Source organism: Azotobacter vinelandii CA, from assembly GCF_000380335.1.
In the GTDB taxonomy this organism is placed as follows: Bacteria; Pseudomonadota; Gammaproteobacteria; order Pseudomonadales; family Pseudomonadaceae; genus Azotobacter; species Azotobacter vinelandii.
Genome location: NC_021149.1, coordinates 3027764 through 3046187 on the forward strand (window position 1 = coordinate 3027764; position 18424 = coordinate 3046187).

An 18424-nucleotide genomic window follows, 5' to 3' on the forward strand; every position below is an offset into this window, starting at 1 on the left:
CCGCCATCCCCGCCGTGCCTGGACAGCCGCGCCGGGCCGTCGATACTGTCGACGAGATCGGCCATCGTTCCGGAGTCCGTCATGTTCCGCATTCTCGGAATCGACCACCTGGTGCTGCGCGTCGTCGACCTGGAGAAGATGCTGCGCTTCTACTGCGAAGTCCTGGGTTGCAGCGTCGAACGCCGCCAGGACGAACTCGGCCTGGTCCAGTTGCGCGCCGGAAGCGCCCTGATCGACCTGGTTCCCGTCACCGGCAGGCTGGGCAGCGCCGGCGGCGCCGCGCCCGGCAGGGAAGGACGCAACCTCGACCATTTCTGTCTGCGCATCGAGCCGTTCGACGAGACACGGATCCGCCGGCGCCTGGCCGAGCACGGTATCGAGGCCGCTGCCGTGGAATCGCGCTACGGCGCCGAAGGCAGCGGCCCTTCCCTCTACATCACCGACCCGGAAGGTACGCTCGTCGAACTCAAGGGACCGGCGCTGACCTGACCCCCATGGCGAGCAACGCGCCCCGGCACGGGACCGGCGGAAGCAGACCCGATCCCGTACGTCGAAAATAACTAAAACAAATAATAATATTATTTTTTATAATTTCTCTTGCGGTAATTAGCCAATTTACTCTCCCCGGACAGACGCTCGCTTGCCCCCATGGTTCTCGAATGTCTGAAGCTGGTTCGTCCGCATGGCGAACCAACGGAGCCGTACCCTGCCAAGGATCAACTCCTGAACATGTTCGAAAGACCGTTTTCGACAGGAGATGTGGATGCACATGTCGACTTGTGTGCAGGCTTTTCCATCCGCCTCGCCCACCTGCGGTCGGGCGACCAGCGCCCGGGCCAGCGGACCCGCCCGGACGCGGAGAGCGCACGCCGCCTCCCTTGAGGCCGATAGCCGCCGGTGGGTCCGGCCGGAACGGGGCAGTCCTCGCCCCGACCGCAACCCTTTGCTTGCCAGCTAGAGCATTTTTACCTTATCCCGATTCATATCCGGCGGCCTCGAAGTAGTGCCTGCAGTCCTGTGCAGAGAACTGCGCAATCGCCTCGCCAATGCTCTGCCACAGCTGCGGCACGGTCCGCGCCGCCGCCTTTCTCAGCAGTGCCTTGAGCTTGGAGAAGGCCATCTCGATCGGGTTCAGGTCGGGGCTATAGGGTGGCAAGTAGCGCAGTGTGGCTCCTGCGCCTTCGATGGCCTGGCGTACCCCCGCCACCTTGTGGGCCGGCAGGTTGTCCATCACCACGATATCGCCGGGCGTCAGCGGGTACCAGAACCTGCCCGACATAGGCCAGGAAGACCGGGCCGTTCATGGCGCCATCGAGCACCAGCGGCGCGCTCAGGCCATCCAGCCGCAGGCCGGCGGTAAAGGTCGTGGTTTTCCAGTGGCCGTGGGGGATCGCGGCCCGGCAGCGCTCGCCGCGAGGGGCCCAGCCCCGCAGGCGGGCCAGGTTCGTCGCGGCGGCGGTTTCGTCGACGAAGATCAGCTTGCGCCAATCGAAACCGGACTGCTCCTCGATCCATCCCTGTCGGGCGGCCTGGACGTCCGGCCGTTGCTGCTCGGCTGCATGCGCGGTCTTTTTTTGAACGTCATGGCGTGCCGGTCGAGAAACGTCCACACCGTCGCCAGGCTGACACGGACGCCACGCTCCCGTTCGAGGGTCGCGGCGAGTTCGGCCAGCGTCAGGTCGGGGGTCTGCTCGAGCAGGCCGAGCAGGTAGTCCGCATGGGGATCGAGCCGCAAGCCCCGGGGCTTGCCCTGTCGGCGGGCGACGAGTTCCCCGCCTTCCCGGAAGCGCCGTACCCAGACGATCGCTGTTGCCGTCCCGACGTCGAATCGCTCGGCGGCCTGCCGAGCCGACAGCCCACCCATGGCCGCGTCGACGACGCGCCGGCGAAGATCCGCACTGTATGCCCGAGCCATTCCGATCCCCTTGTCCGAGCGGGAGAGGAGAACCGAAATGACCAGGAAGAGCAACCCCTGCTTGTCGAATTCGTGTTTTCAAAAAATGCTCTAGCTATCCCGGACTCGGACATCGCACGAGACCACGCCTTTTCGCGGCCGGACTTCGTGCGTTCACGATGCCCTGTGGCTGTCGACGATGCGGGTCCGCGATTTCCCGAATCCCCATCCGCTAATTACTTCCTCTTGCGAAGCCATGCCCATGAACAATCATCGATCCGCCCATACAAGAAAGGCTCTGCTTCCTTCCGTTTTGCGCAGCGCGCTTGTCCTGTTGTGTTTCACGCCCCTGTTCGCCCACGCCGCGGACGTGGATGCGTCCCGGCTGCCGGAAAGCATCCCCGAAGGTACGCGGTTGGTCTTCGGCGACCAGAACGAGAAGGTGCAGACGCTGCTGAAAGCCTCGGGCCATGAGGAGAAACTCGGGTTCGAAATCGAATACGCCAACTTCAGGGGCGGGCCGGCGATTCTGGAAGCCTTCCGGGCCGGCGCCCTGGACATCGCCACGGTCGGCAGCACGCCGCCGATCCAGGCCCAGGTGGCGGGCGAGGACCTGCCCATCGTCGCCGCCGCGCAAAGCAGCGAGCCGGCCTACGGACTGGCCGTCAGCCCCGGCGCGAAGGTGACCTCGCTCAAGGCGCTGAAAGGCACGAAAATCGCCTACGCCGAAGGCACCGCCCGCCAACCGTTCGTCCTCAAGGCGCTGCGCGAGGGCGGGCTGGGCAGAAAGGATGTCACGCTGGTTCCATTGCGCGTGGACGATTTCGTCGATGCGCTGCGCACTGGACAGGTCGACGTCGCCGCACTCACCGAGCCGCACTTCTCCCGCTATATCGGCGAAGGACCCGACCGACAGGAGCGGCACATCCCGTTCGGCGAACACGCGGTATTGCCCAGGGAGCTGACGTTTCTCTACGCCAGCGCCAAGTCGCTGAAAGACGAAGCCAAGGCCGCTGCCATCGTCTCGCTGGTCAAGCACTGGATCGCGGCCAACCAGTGGGCCGAGGCGCATCCGGAAGACTGGGCCAAGGCCTTCTACGTCGACCGGCACGGCCTGAGCCCGCAGGAGGCGCTGCGCATCATCGCCGCTCAGGGCAAGGTTCGCTTTCCCGCGCTCGAGGATCTGATCGCCGGGCAGCAGGCCGATATCGATCTGCTTCATGAAGTGGGAGACATCCCCTCCCGGCTGGATGCGCGCGACGAATTCGATCTGCGCTTCGACCCGGTGATCGCCCGCAGCCTGAAAGCCGAGGAAACCGCCGATGTCCGCTGAAGGATCGACGCTGGGCGGGCGGATAACCTCCTCCACACCGCGCACCGCCCAGGCTTCGTCCCGTCCGGGCGGCACGCGGCTGGTGCCGCGGCGGCTCACGCCGCTGGGCCGGCTGCTGGGACCGCTCGTCCTGCTGGCCCTGTGGGAACTGGCAGCGCAGACCGGCCTGCTTTCGCCGAAACTGCTGGCCGCCCCCTCCACCGCGCTGATAACCGGGTACGACATGCTGGCCAACGGGACCCTGCTGCCGCACTGGCTGGCCTCGGCCTGGCGCGCCTGGTGGGGCCTGGGCATCGGCGTGGCCGCCGCCGTGCTGCTGGCGCTGGCCTCCGGCCTGACGCGCATCGGAGAAGCCTCGATCGACTCGCTGGTGCAGATCAAGCGGGCCATCCCCACGCTGGCGCTGATTCCGCTGGCGATCCTCTGGCTCGGTATCGGCGAGACAATGAAGATCGCCCTGATCGCCGGCAGCGTGTTCGTGCCCGTCTACATCAACACCCACGCGGCGATCAAAGGCATCGACATCCGCCATGTGGAACTGGCCCGCACGCTGGGGCTGGGCAAGGCGGTGTTCATTCGCCGGATCGTCCTGCCCGGCGCCCTGCCCGGCTTCTTCACCGGGCTGCGCCTGTCGGTCACCAGTTGCTGGGCTTCGCTGGTGGTGCTGGAACAGATCAACACCACCCAGGGCATCGGCTACCTGATGAACCGCGCCCGCGATTACGGGCAGACCGAAATCATCGTCGTCGGCCTGGTGATCTACATGGTTCTCGGCCTGGCATCGGACGCGGCGGTCAGGGCTATCGAACGCTCGACACTGCGCTATCGGAAGGTGATCGGCTCATGACCATGCCTTCCGTGTCCGACAGTGGACTCGCCACCGACGCCGCCGAGGGCTCGGTCGTGCTGGAACGTGTGACCCGCGCCTTCCAGGGCCGCAGGGTGCTGAACGAAATCTCGCTGCACATCGCCGCCGGGGAGTTCGTCGCCCTGCTCGGCATGAGCGGTTCCGGCAAGAGCACCCTGCTGCGCGCGCTCGCCGGGCTGGACGAGGAAGTCGAGGGCGAGGGGCTCATCCGTGTCCCGACCGCGCGTTCGGTGCTGTTCCAGGATTCGCGCCTGCTGCCCTGGGAAAGCGTGCTCGACAACATCACCCTGGGGCTGGACGGCCCCGATCCGGCCCAGGCGGGCCGCCAGGCGCTGGCCAGCGTGGGGCTGGCCGGGCGCGAAAGCGCCTGGCCCGGCCAGCTTTCCGGCGGCGAGCAGCAGCGGGTCGCCCTGGCCCGCTCGCTGGTGCGCAGACCGCAACTGCTGCTCGCCGACGAACCCTTCGGCGCGCTGGACGCCCTGACCCGGCTGAAGATGCACGCCTTGCTGCGCGCGCTGGTCGGCCGCCTGCGTCCCACGGTGATCCTCGTCACCCACGACGTCGACGAGGCGCTGGCACTGGCCAGCCGCGTCCTGGTGCTCGGCAACGGCAGGATCGCCGACGACTTCAGACTCGACCTCGACCACCCGCGACATTCCGACGACCCGCGCCTGGTGGGTTATCGACAACGGCTACTCATCACGCTCGGCGTCACCGAGAGCGCCTGAACACGACAAGGAAATCCGCAATGAGCAGACATTTGCACCTGAATCTTTTCGTTCACGGTCGCGGCCATCACGAAGCCTCCTGGCGCCATCCGCTCGGTACACGGCAACGGCTGACCGACCTCGACTACTACAAGCATCTGGCGAGCGTTGCGGAGAAGGGGCTGCTCGACTCGCTGTTCCTGGCCGACGCCCTGTCGATGGATGGCAGCATCCGCCATGTGGCGACCGGCGGACTCGAACCCATCACCCTGGTAGCGGCCCTGGCCGGCGCGACCTCGAACATCGGTCTGGTCGCCACGGCCTCGACCACCTACACCGAACCCTTCAACCTGGCCCGTCAGTTCGCTTCCCTGGACCATATTTCCAATGGCCGCATCGGCTGGAACATCGTCACTTCGTGGACACAGGGCGCGGAAGCGAACTTCGGCTTCGAACAGCAGCCGCCGCACGCCGAACGCTATGCACGAGCCTTCGAATTCCTCGAAGTGGTCACCGGCCTCTGGAACAGTTGGTCCGACAACGCCATCGTCGACGATCCAGCCAGCGGCCTGTTCCTCGAACCCTCGCTCATCCGCGCCATCGATCACCAGGGCGCCCACTTCCGCGTCAAAGGCCCGCTGAACGTGCCGCGCTCGCCCCAGGGCTACCCGGTGCTGTTCCAGGCCGGCTCTTCCGCCGGGGGCCAGCGTTTCGCCGCCCGCTACGCCGAGGCGGTATTCACCGCGCAGCCGGATCTTGCCTCCGCGCAAGCCTTCTACCGAAGCCTCAAGGAGCAGACGGTCGCCGCCGGCCGGCGCAAGGAAGACATCGCCATCCTGCCGGGAATCAGCCCGGTCATCGCCGCCAGCGACCGCGAGGCCGATGCCCTGTGGCGAGAGCTGAACGAGCTGACGGCCGTGGAAACCGGACTGGCCCGCCTGTCGAATCGTTTCGGCGGCCACGACTTCAGCCATCTGCCGCTGGACCGGCCGCTCAGCGTCGACGACTTTCCCGATCCGCACGGGGTGCAGGCGGCGCAAAGCCGTGCCGTGGTCATCACCGATCTGGTCCGGCAACAGCGGCCGACGCTGCGCGAGCTGCTGCACCGGTTGGCCGGCGCCCGCGGCCATTTCACCCTGGCCGGCAGCCCGGAGCGGATCGCCGACACCATCCAGACCTGGTTCGAAGAAGGCGCCGCGGACGGCTTCAACCTGATGCCGCCCATCCTGCCGGCCCTGCTGGAGACCTTCGTCGAAGAGGTCGTCCCGCTGCTGCAGAAGCGCGGGCTGTTCCGCACCCACTACGAAGGCACGACGCTGCGCGATCGCTATGGCCTGAAACGACCGTCCAATCCCTATTTCTGACGCCAGGACAGTGGCGGACTTCAGGGCCGCTCGACCCGGTACCAGGTGCGCGTCTCGCCGATCAGGGGAGTACCGATGAAGCCGCGCACCTGCAGTTGCCGCCCGCCTTCCCGCAGGCTCAGGCGGCAGTCGTATACCTTGCCGCTGTCCGGGTCGAGGATTTCCCCGTCTTCGTAGACCTCGCCCCGCCGCTTCACACCGCTGAGGATGGTCATGCCGAGCAGCGGCTTGCCGCGACGTTCGCCCTCGCAGTTGTCGCAGTAGGGCGATTCGGCGTTCGGCCCGCGCAGGCCCTTCTCGATGGTGCCCCGGTACTCGTCGCCCTGCCGGTCGATGCGGACCAGCGCGCGCGGCTCGCCGGTCCGCTGGTCGCGGATCATCCACAGTCCGCTCAGCGGATCGCCGGATGCGGCGCTGGCGGCCGGCAAGACCGCCAGGGCGCAGCAGAGGCACAGCCATCGCACGCTCATCCGGCGAGGCCTCCGCCGACGGCGGCCCGGATGGCCGGGGCCGGGCGCTCCAGGCGTGCGTGCAGGGCGGCCAGCTCATGGCGGATGGCGTCGCCGCGATAGTGCAGGAAGGCGCCGGTTTCCCCGCCGACCACGACTTCGAGATAGGGCTCGGCGCTCGCTATCCCCTCGTCGCAATAGGTCTTGAGGGTCAGCAGGCTGTCGTCGTCCTCCTCGATCTCGGTTTCCACGACCCGCCTGAGCCCCAGTTCCTGGACCAGCCTGCCCAATCCCAGGCTGTCCTCGTCGACGGTGCCCTGGTGCAGGGGCAGGTGCAGGGAGAAATGCCGCTCGTCCACCCATACCGGCTCCATCGGCGAGGCGCTGCGCAGCAGCTCCAGGGTACGCGCCGCCCGCTCCAGGGTCGCCCGGTTGATGGCCGGCAGGTACAGGCCGCGGCGGCCGGAGGCGGCATAGGCCTTGCGCATGATGCCCTCCAGGTTGGGCTTGCGGCTCTCCGGAGCATGCACGCGGCCCGGCTGGTCGCGGCCGATGCCACCGCCGAATTCGACGACCAGGTTCACTCCGTCGTCGATCGCCCGGCGCAGACCCCCCATCCACTTGACCGGATGGAACATCTGGAAGAACAGGGCGGCGCGCATCTGCTCGGGATCGTCGGCGTGATAGTCGCCGGTGTAGTTGGAGAGGACCCTCGCCCGCGGAGCCGCCAGGGCGGCGGCGTCGAGATGCGGACGGTAGCGCTCCGCGGCGCCGATCATCAGGTAGGTGTGGAAGGCCCCTTCGGTCTTCAGGTAGCGCCCAGCCCTGGAGCGGCCGAAACGCGCGGCCACGTCCTCCATGAGCGCCTCCAGATCGCGCTCGAAACCGCAGACCACGGTCTGGTCGGGCAGGTTGCAGCCGCCGATGCCGCAGTAGCGCGCCTCGGCGAGCGGCCTGATCGAGTCGAGATCGAGGCGGAAGGCGGCCATCCGCCCGCGCCCGAACTCCGACATCAGCCGGCCGCGCATGCGGATCAGCCGCAGCGCGTCCTCGAAGGCCAGGACGCCGGCGGCCACCAGCGCGGAGTATTCGCCCAGGCTGTGCCCGGCCAGCACATTCGGCGTCCAGGCCTCGCCGGTGAGTTCGCGGAATGCCGCCAGGCAGGCGATGGAATGGGTGAGCAGCGCGATCTGGGTGAACTCGGTGCCATTGAGCCGCTCTTCCGGCCCCTGGAAGGACAGTTCCGCCACGTCGAAGCCCATTGCCTGGCTCGCTCGCTCGTACAGGTCGCGCACGCAGGAAAAACGGCGATGGATGTCGCTGCCCATGCCCACGTACTGCGAGCCCTGTCCGGGAAAGACGAACATGATGTTGGGACTGGAAACCTGGCTCATGGAAAAACTCTCCCTGTAATGGATCGAGCACCGGGCAGCGCCGCCCGGCCCTTCATGCCACCCTGGACATGCCGCCGTCCGCCGGCGAATGCCCCTGCCGGTCTATGACGCCCAGATGTTGCAGAACGCGGTCGGTCATGCGCTCGGCCGTGAAGCGCTCCGCCAGCGGGCGGGCATTTCCCGCCAGTTCGCGGTGGAGCGACGCATTCGCCAGCAGTACCTCCAGTTGCCGGGCCAGATCGCCGCTGTCCCAGGCCTTGAAGGTCAGGCCGCCGGCTCGCTCGCCGTCGCGCATCACTTCGGTGATGCCGCCGTAGTCGGGCACCAGCACCGGCGTGCCATGGCCCATCGCCTCGGCCACCACCAGGCCGAAAGCCTCGCGGTTCACCGAGGGATAGACCACGCAGTGGCTGTGGGCGAGCAGGGTGTCGCGGATCTCCCCGGATACGGCTCCCGCCTGATGGATCGGCAGGCCGAGGTGGGCGGCGAGATCGGCGACGACCCTCTTGCAGGATTCGCCCTTGGCGGTGGCGCCGCAGACCACCAGTTGCAGCTCGACGCCACGCGCCTTCAGCAGGCGGGCGGCGTAGAGCAGCAGGTCGATCCCCTTCTCGGCTTCCTGGCGGCCGAAGTAGGTGACGATGGGGAGGTCCTCGCGCAGTCCCGGGAAGAGTTGCCTGAGCCGCGCGCGTGGCGGCCTGGCCGATGGCGGGGACAGCTCGATGCCGTTGTAGAGGACGCTCATGCGTTCCCGCGGCACTTCCAGCTCGTCGGCGATCCGTTCGAGGTAGTCGCTGCTGACTAGCAGGGCCGGCCAGCGCGAGCCGGCGACGGCCTCGTTGAGGCGCTTGCGGTAGGCCTCGAACAGGTCGCTCCGCCGCGCGTAGTCGGCGAACTGCTCGTCGCCCTGGAAGGTCAGCACGTAGTCGAAATCGAGCCCGCCCTGGCGCTTGGCCGCCAGGGCGAGCGTACCGAGGGAGGCGAAACTCATCATCAGGTGACTGACTTCGTCCCTGGCGATGAAATGGCGCAGGCGCCGGACCAGGCCGGCGTCGGAATCCGGCGTCGCATGCAGCGAGCGGATGAGGTGGGTGAGCATGCGGTCGACGAAGCCGTTGATGCCCTGGGTGACCTGCACCCGCAAGCGCAGCGGGAGCAGGAAGGCGGCTGAACCGACCACCTGATCCATGAACGCCGAGGGTCGTCGGAACTGGTAGCGCGTGCCGTGACAGAGCAGCCGGTGCTCGATACCGGGATCGGCCAGTTCGGGATTCCACTCCATCATCCAGTAGACCACCACCTTGTAGCCGCGTCGGTGGAGGATATTGGCGAGGGTCAGGTCGCGAACGGTGGAGCCAAGATAAGAACCACTACCAATGGTGACGAATGCGAAAGTCGGCTTGTTCATGCTGCCTCCGGTCCATGGGAAAGGACGCGGGTCCTGCCGCGTCCTTCCTCGTTCAGTGAACGCTCAGAAGGTGTAGCTAACGCCGGTGAACACCGAATAGCGCAGCAACGTCCCGAACTCGTCGTCGTCGCCGCCGGTGAAAATGTTTCCAGTGAAATAGGCCTGGACGTGATCGGTCACGTCGTATTCGAGAATGCCGGTGAAACGCTGGGACTCGTCGTCGAGGTTCCTCAGGTAGCGGATGTTGTATTCGAGATCCGGGATCGAGGTGTTGTCGGTGACCTGGATCATCGCGTAGCTCTGCCGGTAGAGAACGCTCCGGGTGTTGATCTTGCCGTCCAGGTAGCAGCCGATCATCGGCCCGTCGTCGCAGCCGTTGTTGTCGCGCAGGTACTCGACGTTGACGGTCGGGCCGATCTCCAGGGTGTAGGAAGCGCCGAACTGGTAGCCGGTCTTGCCCTCGTGCTTGATGTTGCCCTCGGTGTACAGCAGCAGGGCGTCCGAGGCGTTCCAGCCGGCGAAGAAGCCGGTCTGGTGCTGGTCGCTCTCCCGGTAGGAGTGGATGATCGAGGCATAGCCCGAGGAGCCGGTGTAGTCGAGCTTGACCGCGTAGATCTTCTCGAACTCGTCCTCCGCCACCTGGCCGCCGCCCAGCGTGGGCTGTCCCGACATGTAGCTTTCGACGTCGTCGGAACGTCCCGGACCGTAGTTGTAGATCGTCGAGAGCGTCCAGGTTTCGTTGGGGATCCAGATCGCCCGGTAGTAATCCAGGCCGGGCACCTCGACGCGCGGGTTGTTGCGGCCGTTGTCGCGGGTGAAGGGGTTGGACAGCGAAAGGATCACCGACGGTCCCCACTGCAGGTTCTCCCGCCCGTAGGACAGGGTCAGTTCGTCGAAGGGCCGGTAGCGCACCCAGCCTTCGGTGAGGAACAGCTCCGAACTGTCCTGGTCGTCGCCGTCGCGCGGGCCGTCCTCCCATTTCTCCCAGATCGCCTCGGCGCGCGGCTTGAGGGCGAACTCCCAGTTGCGGAAGCTGAGGTTCAGGTCCGCCCGCGGGTTGAGCACCCACTGGTAGCGCGGTATCTCGGCGGCGTTGTCGGGGTTGAGGGTCGACTCCTCCGTTTCCTGGACCAGGGTGTAGGCCATGAGGTTGACACGCGAATAGAAACCGCTCGCCAGCTCATCGGCCAGGCTCGGCTGCTCCCCGCCCAGCTCGGGAAGCTCGTCCGCACCCGCCATTCCCGCCTGGATCGCCATGCCCGCCAGAGGCAATGCCAGTCCCAAACGATGCGCCATCCTTGCCATCTCTGCCATCCGTGCCATATCCGAATTCGTCCATACTTCGTTGAATATCCCTGGGGCATCGAGCCCAAGTGGGCAAGTATGGAACGCTCCGTATCGCGGAGGCAATGCCGGGCTCGTCGTCCGTGACCATCCCCGCATGCCGGAGCGCTCCATACCGGCGGGCTCACTTCATGAACAGGTTGATATTGAAGATGAAGTCCGGCAGTGGCGCGAGCTTCGGCTTGCTCATGCTCAGGGTGGTGACGTCGCCGCTCATCAATTCCTCGTAGATGGCGATCTCGGAAATGAAGGGACGGGCTTCGCCATTGATACTCACCGTGCTGCCGTACTGCATGTTCGCCGACTTGAAGCGCTTGCCCGACAGCGTGTAGTAGTCCGCCTTCACCCCCACCAGGCGCTCCTTGTCCACCCAGTAGACGATCCGGTCGTAGGTGGTCTTGGAGTTGCGCGCCTTCAGGTCGAAGACGTAGCAGTCCACGCCCTCCACGGTTTCGTCGGGCAGCAGGGTCGCATCGTAGTCCTCGGCGTAGTTGGTCGAGGCGACGTCGCCGTAGGAGGCCTGGCCCATCAGCTTCTGGCGCAGCGAGATGGGGATCGGCTTGCTCAGGCCCGGCTTGTGGAACCACATGTTGCTGTCGAGCATGAGCAGCTTCTGCCCCTTGGACTTCGGTGGCGCGATGTTGATGCCCGAAATGTTGAAACCGCGCGCCTTGATGTCGTAGAGCATGGTGTCGGTGCGGCCCCTCTCGTTGGCTTCGATCTCCACGTTCCAGGCGATGCCCTGCAGGTTGCCGCGCGACTCGTCCGCCCGCTTGAGGATCTGGTAAGGGTCCCCGGCGGAGCCGGCGAGCGACACCGGCACGCTGGCCTTGGCCACCTGTGGAACCGCCTTGGCCTCTGGCTCGGCGCGCGCCGGCGCGCTCGGCCCGGAGGACTGGCTGGCGGCCGGGACGGCCGCCGGGCTGCTCGACTCGGCCGCTGGCCGGGAAGTCTCGGCGCGCTCGGCGGGCTTGCTATCGCCGCCGCCGAACAGCCGGCTGAAGAAGCCTCGCTCCTCCTGGACTGCCTTCGCGGTCGGCTCGGCGTTCTGCGCGACGGCCAGGGTACTGATCAGCAGTGCCAGACCGAATGCGGAAATGCGGGAAAGTCCGTTCATCTCTCAAATCTCCGTCGGTTCGAAAATCTGTTCCAGCGGCTCATACGTGTCCCAGCGCGCCGACGATCTCCATCCGCGCCGCCTTGCGCGCCGGCAGGCTCGCCGCGAGCAGGGACAGCACCATCAGCGCCAGCAGGCTCCAGAGCATTTCCCGGGGCACCAGGTAGACCTCCAGCGGGATGCGCCGGGTGATCTGCGGCGGAATCCAGGTCGGCTCCAGGGTGGCGATGCTCGACCACACGGCGAGGGTCAGCAGCACCCCGACCAGCGAGCCGATCAGCCCGAGCAGCATGCTTTCCAGGGCGAACAGCCCGACGATCCCGCGCCGCTTCACGCCCAGGGCGCGCAGCGTGCCGATCTCCCGGGTGCGCTCCATGATCGCCATGCCCACGGTGTTGATCACGCTCATCACCACGATGGTGAAGACGATCAGGAAGGCGAACAGGAAGATCACGTCGAACATGTTCTTGACCTTGGTGTAGAAGGTCGAAAGCTCGTTCCAGGTCTTGATTTCCACCTCCAGGCCACGGGCGGCCAGCTCGTTCCGCAGGGTCGCGCGCATCGGCTCGGTGAGCATGCCGTCACCGAGCAGGACGTTGATCCGGTCGACGCTGGTGGTGTCGTAGAGGTTCTGGGCGAACTCCAGGTTGACCAGCATCAGCTTGTCCTCCAGCGCCTCGACCGGCGAGTTGAAGGTCTGCAGCATCTGGCCGTCGAGGGCGTTGATCTGCCCGCTCACGGTCGGCGCCATGACCACCACGGTGTCGCCCTGCTTGAACCTGAGCTGGTCGGCCAGCCCCTGGCTCATGCCCACGCCGTTGGACTGCTCGTCGGTCATCGGCTGGCCGTCGAACAACTGCATGTTGCCCACCTTGGTCCGCGAACGGCTGCGGATGACATCGACCTTGGACGACACCCGGCCGCTGGCGAGGAAGATGGTCGACACCTCGCCGTTGCTGACCAGGCCGGAAATGTTCAGCTCGGGCGTCGAGACGAGGATTTCCGGGTGGGCGGCCAGCACTTCGTCGATCGTGGCGACCTCCTGCTCGTTGAGCAGGTAGCGCGTCGGGTCGAGCTTGCCCTCGTCGAGAAAGCCCTTCTTGAAGATCGACATGTGACCATTGCCCTGGATGTGGATGTAGGAGTCCTCCAGGCTGGTGAAGATGTAGGCGGTGAAACCGCCCAGGGCGTTGACCGCGGCGAAACCTAGGCCGATCGCCATCACGGTGAACAGCGAGCGGCGGCCGTTGCGGAACAGGTTGCGGGTGGCGAGCTTGAACCAGGTGATCATGGGCGGCTCCCTGCGATGCGGGTCTGCGCTCCCGGACGCGCCGGCTGGCTGTCGCTGCCGATCTCGCCGTCCTGCATCAGGACCCGGCGCTTGACGCTCTCCAGCAGGCGCTGGTCATGGGTCGAGAAGACGAAGGCGGTGCCGTGGCTGGCGTTGATGTCGAGCATCAGCTCGATGATCCGTCGGGCGTTGCCGGAGTCGAGGTTGGCGGTGGGTTCGTCGGCGATCACCAGGGCCGGGTCGGTGACCAGCGCCCGGGCGATGGCGACCCGCTGCTGCTGGCCGCCGGAAAGCTTGGCCGGACGGTGGGCGACGTGCTTCTCGAGGCCCACCTCGGTCAGCCGCTCCAGCGCCCGCTCCCGGGCGACGACGGAGGAAGCGCCGGCGATCTGCAGCGGCAGCATGACGTTCTCCAGCGCCGAGAGCACCGGTATCAGGTTGAAGTTCTGGAAGACGAAGCCGATGGTCCGGTTGCGCAGCTCGCTGCGGGCGTTGTCCGACAGGTCGTCGACCTCCCGGCCGTCGATCAGCACGCTGCCCGAGGTGGGCGAGTCGAGCATGCCGATGAGGTTGCACAGGGTCGACTTGCCGGACCCCGAGGGTCCCCAGATAGCGACGAACTCGCGCTCCTGGATGCTGATGTCGATGCCCTTGAGGGCGATCACCGGCTTTTCGCCGATCTGGTAGTGCTTGGTGGCCCGGCGCAGCTCGACGAGCGGGGCCATGCCTATCGAAGTGATGGTATTCATGTCGGGTTTCCTGATGCGTCCAATGCCTGAAATCCCCGGTGGCCGGCGAAATCCGGGTGCGTCCGGGCCGCGGGCCCGGACGCCGCGCCGGTCAGCGGCCGGATGCGCCGGCGGTTTCGGTCGTCGCGTAGGCGATGACGAAATTCCCGTCGCGCACGCTGTGCACGCCGATCAGCCGGTCGCCGTCGCGGACCTGGATGATGAAGTTGCCGGCACCATCGACGGCGATCGCCTCGAAGCGCTGCAAAGCCCCATCCAGGCCGCTGCCCAGCAACTTGCCGGCGGCCTCCTTGGCGGACCACAGGCGGGTGATCCACTCGTCCCGCGCCGCGCCCTCCGCCACCAGTTCGTCCAGCAGTTCGCGCTCGCCGGCCGTGCTGAAGCTTTCCAGGAAACCGGCGGCGCGCGGACGGATCTGCTCGATGTCGATACCCACCGGCAATTCCGCGGCCAGCGCCACCGCCCGGTCCTCGCAGTGCGCGATGCTGATCCTCGGCGTCCGCGCATGCCCCTCCAGCGCCGCCACCAGCGGCTGGCCGGCCGCCGCGCTGTCGATGGCGAAGGCCGCCGGGTGCAGCATGTCCGCCTGCTCGCTGCGTTCGGCGAGCCAGGCGCGCACCGCGTCCTTCACCACCACCCGGCCGAGCTGCCATTGCTGCTGGCGCGGCGGGACGGCGGCCTTGGCGGTGAAGGCCGGCATCTCGTCCGAATGCAGGTAGTGACGAGCGAGCAGCAGCGGATCGAACCCCTGGGTATCGGCCTTGGCGATCTGGAAAGCCTTCACGCCCCTGGCCAGCGACGGCAGTTCGAGGGGACGGCTCAGCAGGTGGCGGGTCGGCTGGCGGCGGAAATCGAGCCCCCGGGCCGGATGGCGGAACTTGATGCCGCCCCACTCGCGGACGCGCAGCCAGACCCCGCCGGAACCGTCCTGGATCTCCACGTTGGCGTACAGGGTCATGGCCTCGTCGCGGACGATCTCGATGCGGATCGGCACCCGGGTGCCGGCCGGCGGCGTCGAGCGATACAGTTCGAGCTTGCCGAAACCGATCGGCAGCACATAGCGGTCATGCTGCATGGCCCACACGCCGAGGAACTGACCGATGCCGTCGAGCAAGGCCGGATCGATCAGCAACTGGGGCCGCTCGATCGAGCGGAACAGCCCGGTCGGCGGCCGGGTCAGCAGGTCCGTAACCCCGCCTTCGTCGGCGAGGATGATCTCGCCGGTCAGGCAGTGGAAGCACGGCCCGTGGAACATGTGGCGTTCCCGGTAGACATCCTCGCCGCTCAGCGGCAGGCGATAGGGATTGCTGAAGGCGCCGAAGGCCAGGTCGAGATCGACCCGGTAGGCCGTGGAGAACAACACGCTGGCGGTGGTCGAGGGCTGCTCCTGCCCCTCGCCGCGGATCGCCACGGCGATCCGCCAGAGGCAGGCGTCGGCATCGACCTCCTGCACCCGGGCGCTGACCTCCAGCATCTCGCTGTCGCGGTCGGAGACCTCGATCCAGCGGCTCGCCTTGACCTCCTCGAAGCCGATCAGCCCCAGGCCGGGAACCAGGCAGGCCGCCACCTCGGCCATCACCTCCAGGCTCATGGTCAGCGGCAGCACCGGCATGCAGGCGGACAGCGGCTTGACCCCGGGGGCATGGACGAAGGCGTGGTCGGCGAGGAACAGGTCCTCGTCCAGGTGCAGGCGGCGCCGGATCGTCAGCGCCTCGCCGGGGACATAGGCCAGCACCTCGCCGACGAAGGGCAGAGCGCCCTCCTCCAGCGGCTCGGCGGCGGGACCGGACTCGGCGCACTGTGCCTGCGTGGCCGGGCGGACGGCTTCCCGGTCGCGCGTCGACCCGGCTTCGCGCTCCACGGCGGCAACCACCGCCACGGTTTCCCCGACCGGTTCCTCGCCACGCAATTCCTCGGCGGACTCCACCTCGTAGACGCGGGCGATCAGGGGCATTTCGCTGTTGGTATCGAATACCAGATGGGAAAGGCTTGCGCTGCTCATATCTTCTCCAGAACCAGTCCGGCCGCGGTCAGCCCCGGCCCGAAGCCGAGACATGCGATACGGGTGCCGACGGTGGCCTCTTCCAGATACGCCTTGAGGATGTGCGGAATCGTGGAAGAGGACATGTTGCCGTTCTCCAGGAATACGCTCTTGCTGATCGCCACCTGGTCCTCGGCCAGGCCGAGTTCCTCCTGGACGTGGTCGACGATCTTCGGTCCGCCGGGGTGGATGGCGAAGCTCAGGGCGTCCTTGTCGCGCTCGAAGTCCATGCCGGCGCGCCGCAGCAGGTCCACCGCGAAGGCCCGCACATGGCGCTTGATGATCGCCGGCACCAGGGGTGAGAGGGTCATGACGAACTGGTGCGAGCCCGGCACCCCGGTCATGGTGTCGGCCGAGTCCGGCAGCAGGTGCTCGCTCATCGCCAGGATGCGCAGGCCGCGCAGCCCCTGGCGGCGCAGTTCGTCCTCGGGGTAGACCGAGTACTTGATCAGCCCGTCGGAGAACAGGGTCGCCGAAATGATGTTGTCCACCCGCGACTCGGCGATATTGTTGTGCGCGGACATCAGCTCGGTATGCGCGATGTCCACCCGGGTCTTCGGCGGAGTGGCCCCCCACTGCGCCGAGGCGAGCATGCCGTGGGCCATCTTGATCGCCGGAAAGGCGCCGTAGCAGCCCATGTTGTAGCTGTGGGTCACCGTGGTCTCGAACCAGCCGCGGTCGGCCACCATGCGCTCGGCCGGACTCGGCGCCAGATAACCCGAACAGGTCACGTGGATCAGATCGTCGGGCGCCTCGAGGGTGCCTTCGAACATCTGCTCCAGCCCCTTGCCGACGACCTTGGCGTAACTCTCGTGACGGGTCTTCAGATCGGCTCCGCGCGGGTCCTTCTTGATGTCGAACAGCCTGAGGTGGGCCTGGTCCGGCTCCGGGTCGGCGATGTCGAAGTTGCCGTCGCCGAAGCGGATGTCGGTCAGCTTCGGGAAATAGACCAGTTGCCGCTGCTTGATCTGCGCGGGCGACACGGCGTACTTGTCGAATTTCTCCTTCACCGTCTTGTAGACCTGGACGAAGCCCTCCTCGTCGGTGATGCCGTTGCTCAGGCAGTGGGCCCTGGCGAAACCATAGGCGGTCAGTTCGAGGGTGATGCGCTGGGGCACCGGCTTGGCCAGTTGGACCGGGATGAAATCGGCCAGGACCGCGCTGTTGGGGTGGGCCATGTCGTTCATATTTTCTCCAGCACCATTCCGGTGACAGTCAGTCCGGGACCGAACCCCAGGCACAGGACGCGCGTGCCCACGTCCACCTCCTCGAGGACCTGCTTGAGGATGTGGGGAATCGTGGCGGAGGACATGTTGCCGTTCTCCAGGAAGACGCTCTTGCTGATCGCCACCTGCTCGTCGCTGAGCCCCAGATCCTCCTGGATGTGCTCGACGATCTTCGGTCCGCCGGGATGGATGGCGAAGGTCAGTTCGAGCCTCTCCCGCTCGTAGTCGATGCCGGCGCGTTCGAGCAGCTTCACCACGAAGTCGCGGACATGGCGCTTGATGACCACCGGCACCATGGGCGTGAGGGTCATCAGGAACTGGTGCGAGCCCGGCACCCAGGTCATCTCGTCGGCCGAGTCGGGCAGCAGGTGCTCGTTCATCGCCAGGACCCGGAGGCCGTGTCCGCCCTGGCGGTGCAGTTCCTCCTCGGAGAGCACCGAGTACTTGATCAGGCCGTCGGCGAACAGGGTCATGGTGATGATGTTTTCCGCCCGCGCATCGACGATGTTGTTGTGCGCCGAGAGCAGCTCGGTATGCACGATATCCACCCGGTGCTTGACCGGGGTGACGCCGAAGCGCGACGAGGAAAGCATGCCGTGGGCCATCTTGATCGCCGGGAAGGCGCCGTAGCAGCCCATGTGATAGCTGTGGGTCACCGTGGTCTCGAACCAGCCGCGATCGGCCGCCATGCGCTCGACCGGACTCGGCGACAGGTAGCCCGAGCAGGTCACGTGGATCAGATCGTCGGGGGCTTCGGCACTGTCCTGAAACATCCGCTCCAGCCCCTGGTCGACGACCTTGGCGTAGCTTTCGTGGCGGACCTTGAGGTCGGAGCCGCGCGGGTCGGTGGCCATGTCGTACAGCTTCAGGTAGGCATGCTCGGGCGCCGCGATATCGACGTGACCGTTGGCGAAATGGATGTCGGAGACCTTCGGAAAGAAGATCAGTTGACGCCGCTTGATCTGCGCGGACGACAGGGCGTACTTGTCGAACTTCTCCTTGACCGACTGGTAGACCTTGGCGAAGCCCGCCTCGTCGTCCGTCCCGACGCCGTTCTTGATGCAGTAGGCGCGGGCGAAGGCATAGGCGGACAGCTCCAGGGTCAGCGCCTGGGGAACGGGTTTGGCCAGTTGCACGGGTGTGAAGCCGGTGAGAACTGCGTTGTGGGGACTGCTCATGATGTTTCCTCCTTGATGAGCGGTTGCCTCTACAGCGATCCCGCGCGCACCGGCGCGGGAA

At 66.5% G+C, this 18424-nt stretch carries 15 protein-coding genes and 1 pseudogene; 5 read left to right on the plus strand and 11 right to left on the minus strand.

The window, feature by feature from the left end:
• Positions 1 to 81: 81 nt before the first annotated feature.
• A complete protein-coding gene (locus AVCA_RS13365) occupies positions 82 to 489 on the plus strand; it encodes a VOC family protein (protein ID WP_012701492.1) in 408 nt (135 codons plus the stop codon).
• Between the two features lie 481 nt (positions 490 to 970).
• Here the strand turns inward: AVCA_RS13365 and AVCA_RS25015 are convergent.
• Positions 971 to 1915, minus strand: a pseudogene (locus AVCA_RS25015) (IS630 family transposase).
• A gap of 241 nt (positions 1916 to 2156) precedes the next feature.
• Here AVCA_RS25015 and AVCA_RS13380 point away from each other — a divergent pair.
• From AVCA_RS13380 to AVCA_RS13395, 4 genes are read left to right on the plus strand one after another with little or no spacing between them, the layout of a single operon-like run.
• The gene (locus AVCA_RS13380; protein WP_012701493.1) at positions 2157 to 3227 is read left to right on the plus strand and encodes an ABC transporter substrate-binding protein; all 1071 of its coding nucleotides are present in this window, start codon (positions 2157 to 2159) and stop codon (positions 3225 to 3227) included.
• Entirely contained in the window at positions 3217 to 4074 is an 858-nt protein-coding gene (locus AVCA_RS13385) for an ABC transporter permease (RefSeq protein ID WP_012701494.1), read from the plus strand. Before AVCA_RS13380 ends, AVCA_RS13385 begins: the two co-directional genes overlap by 11 nt.
• Positions 4071 to 4823, plus strand: coding sequence for an ABC transporter ATP-binding protein (locus AVCA_RS13390; RefSeq protein WP_012701495.1), 753 nt, complete (start codon positions 4071 to 4073; stop codon positions 4821 to 4823). Before AVCA_RS13385 ends, AVCA_RS13390 begins: the two co-directional genes overlap by 4 nt.
• Positions 4824 to 4843: 20 nt before the next feature.
• The gene (locus AVCA_RS13395; RefSeq protein ID WP_041807247.1) at positions 4844 to 6166 is read left to right on the plus strand and encodes an LLM class flavin-dependent oxidoreductase; all 1323 of its coding nucleotides are present in this window, start codon (positions 4844 to 4846) and stop codon (positions 6164 to 6166) included.
• A gap of 20 nt (positions 6167 to 6186) precedes the next feature.
• Here AVCA_RS13395 and AVCA_RS13400 read toward each other — a convergent pair whose 3' ends face one another.
• The 10 genes from AVCA_RS13400 to AVCA_RS13445 all read right to left on the minus strand — a co-directional run bounded on the left by AVCA_RS13400 (position 6187) and on the right by AVCA_RS13445 (position 18363).
• A complete protein-coding gene (locus tag AVCA_RS13400; RefSeq protein ID WP_012701498.1) occupies positions 6187 to 6636 on the minus strand; it encodes a DUF2147 domain-containing protein in 450 nt (149 codons plus the stop codon).
• Positions 6633 to 8009, minus strand: coding sequence for an ACP S-malonyltransferase (locus AVCA_RS13405; protein ID WP_012701499.1), 1377 nt, complete (start codon positions 8007 to 8009; stop codon positions 6633 to 6635). Before AVCA_RS13405 ends, AVCA_RS13400 begins: the two co-directional genes overlap by 4 nt.
• 52 nt (positions 8010 to 8061) lie before the next feature.
• Positions 8062 to 9417 (minus strand): glycosyltransferase family 4 protein, encoded by a 1356-nt coding sequence (locus tag AVCA_RS13410; protein ID WP_012701500.1) that lies wholly within the window; start codon positions 9415 to 9417, stop codon positions 8062 to 8064.
• A gap of 63 nt (positions 9418 to 9480) precedes the next feature.
• Positions 9481 to 10713 carry a hypothetical protein gene (locus tag AVCA_RS13415; RefSeq protein WP_012701501.1) on the minus strand — a complete coding sequence of 411 codons (1233 nt, stop codon included), beginning with the start codon at positions 10711 to 10713 and terminating at the stop codon, positions 9481 to 9483.
• Positions 10714 to 10885: 172 nt separating this feature from the next.
• Positions 10886 to 11878, minus strand: a complete 993-nt coding sequence (locus AVCA_RS13420) for an outer membrane lipoprotein-sorting protein (protein WP_012701503.1) — start codon at positions 11876 to 11878, stop codon at positions 10886 to 10888.
• Between the two features lie 40 nt (positions 11879 to 11918).
• Positions 11919 to 13169: an ABC transporter permease gene (locus AVCA_RS13425; RefSeq protein WP_012701504.1), complete on the minus strand. Its 1251-nt coding sequence runs from the start codon at positions 13167 to 13169 to the stop codon at positions 11919 to 11921.
• Complete coding sequence (locus tag AVCA_RS13430; protein ID WP_012701505.1) at positions 13166 to 13918, minus strand: ABC transporter ATP-binding protein; 753 nt, start codon at positions 13916 to 13918, stop codon at positions 13166 to 13168. Before AVCA_RS13430 ends, AVCA_RS13425 begins: the two co-directional genes overlap by 4 nt.
• A gap of 91 nt (positions 13919 to 14009) precedes the next feature.
• The gene (locus tag AVCA_RS13435) at positions 14010 to 15920 is read right to left on the minus strand and encodes a 4'-phosphopantetheinyl transferase superfamily protein (protein WP_012701506.1); all 1911 of its coding nucleotides are present in this window, start codon (positions 15918 to 15920) and stop codon (positions 14010 to 14012) included.
• A complete protein-coding gene (locus AVCA_RS13440) occupies positions 15917 to 17146 on the minus strand; it encodes a 3-oxoacyl-[acyl-carrier-protein] synthase III C-terminal domain-containing protein (protein WP_012701507.1) in 1230 nt (409 codons plus the stop codon). Before AVCA_RS13440 ends, AVCA_RS13435 begins: the two co-directional genes overlap by 4 nt.
• Entirely contained in the window at positions 17143 to 18363 is a 1221-nt protein-coding gene (locus AVCA_RS13445; RefSeq protein ID WP_012701508.1) for a type III polyketide synthase, read from the minus strand. The genes AVCA_RS13440 and AVCA_RS13445 overlap by 4 nt, the downstream gene beginning before the upstream one ends.
• Between the last annotated feature and the right edge of the window lie 61 nt (positions 18364 to 18424).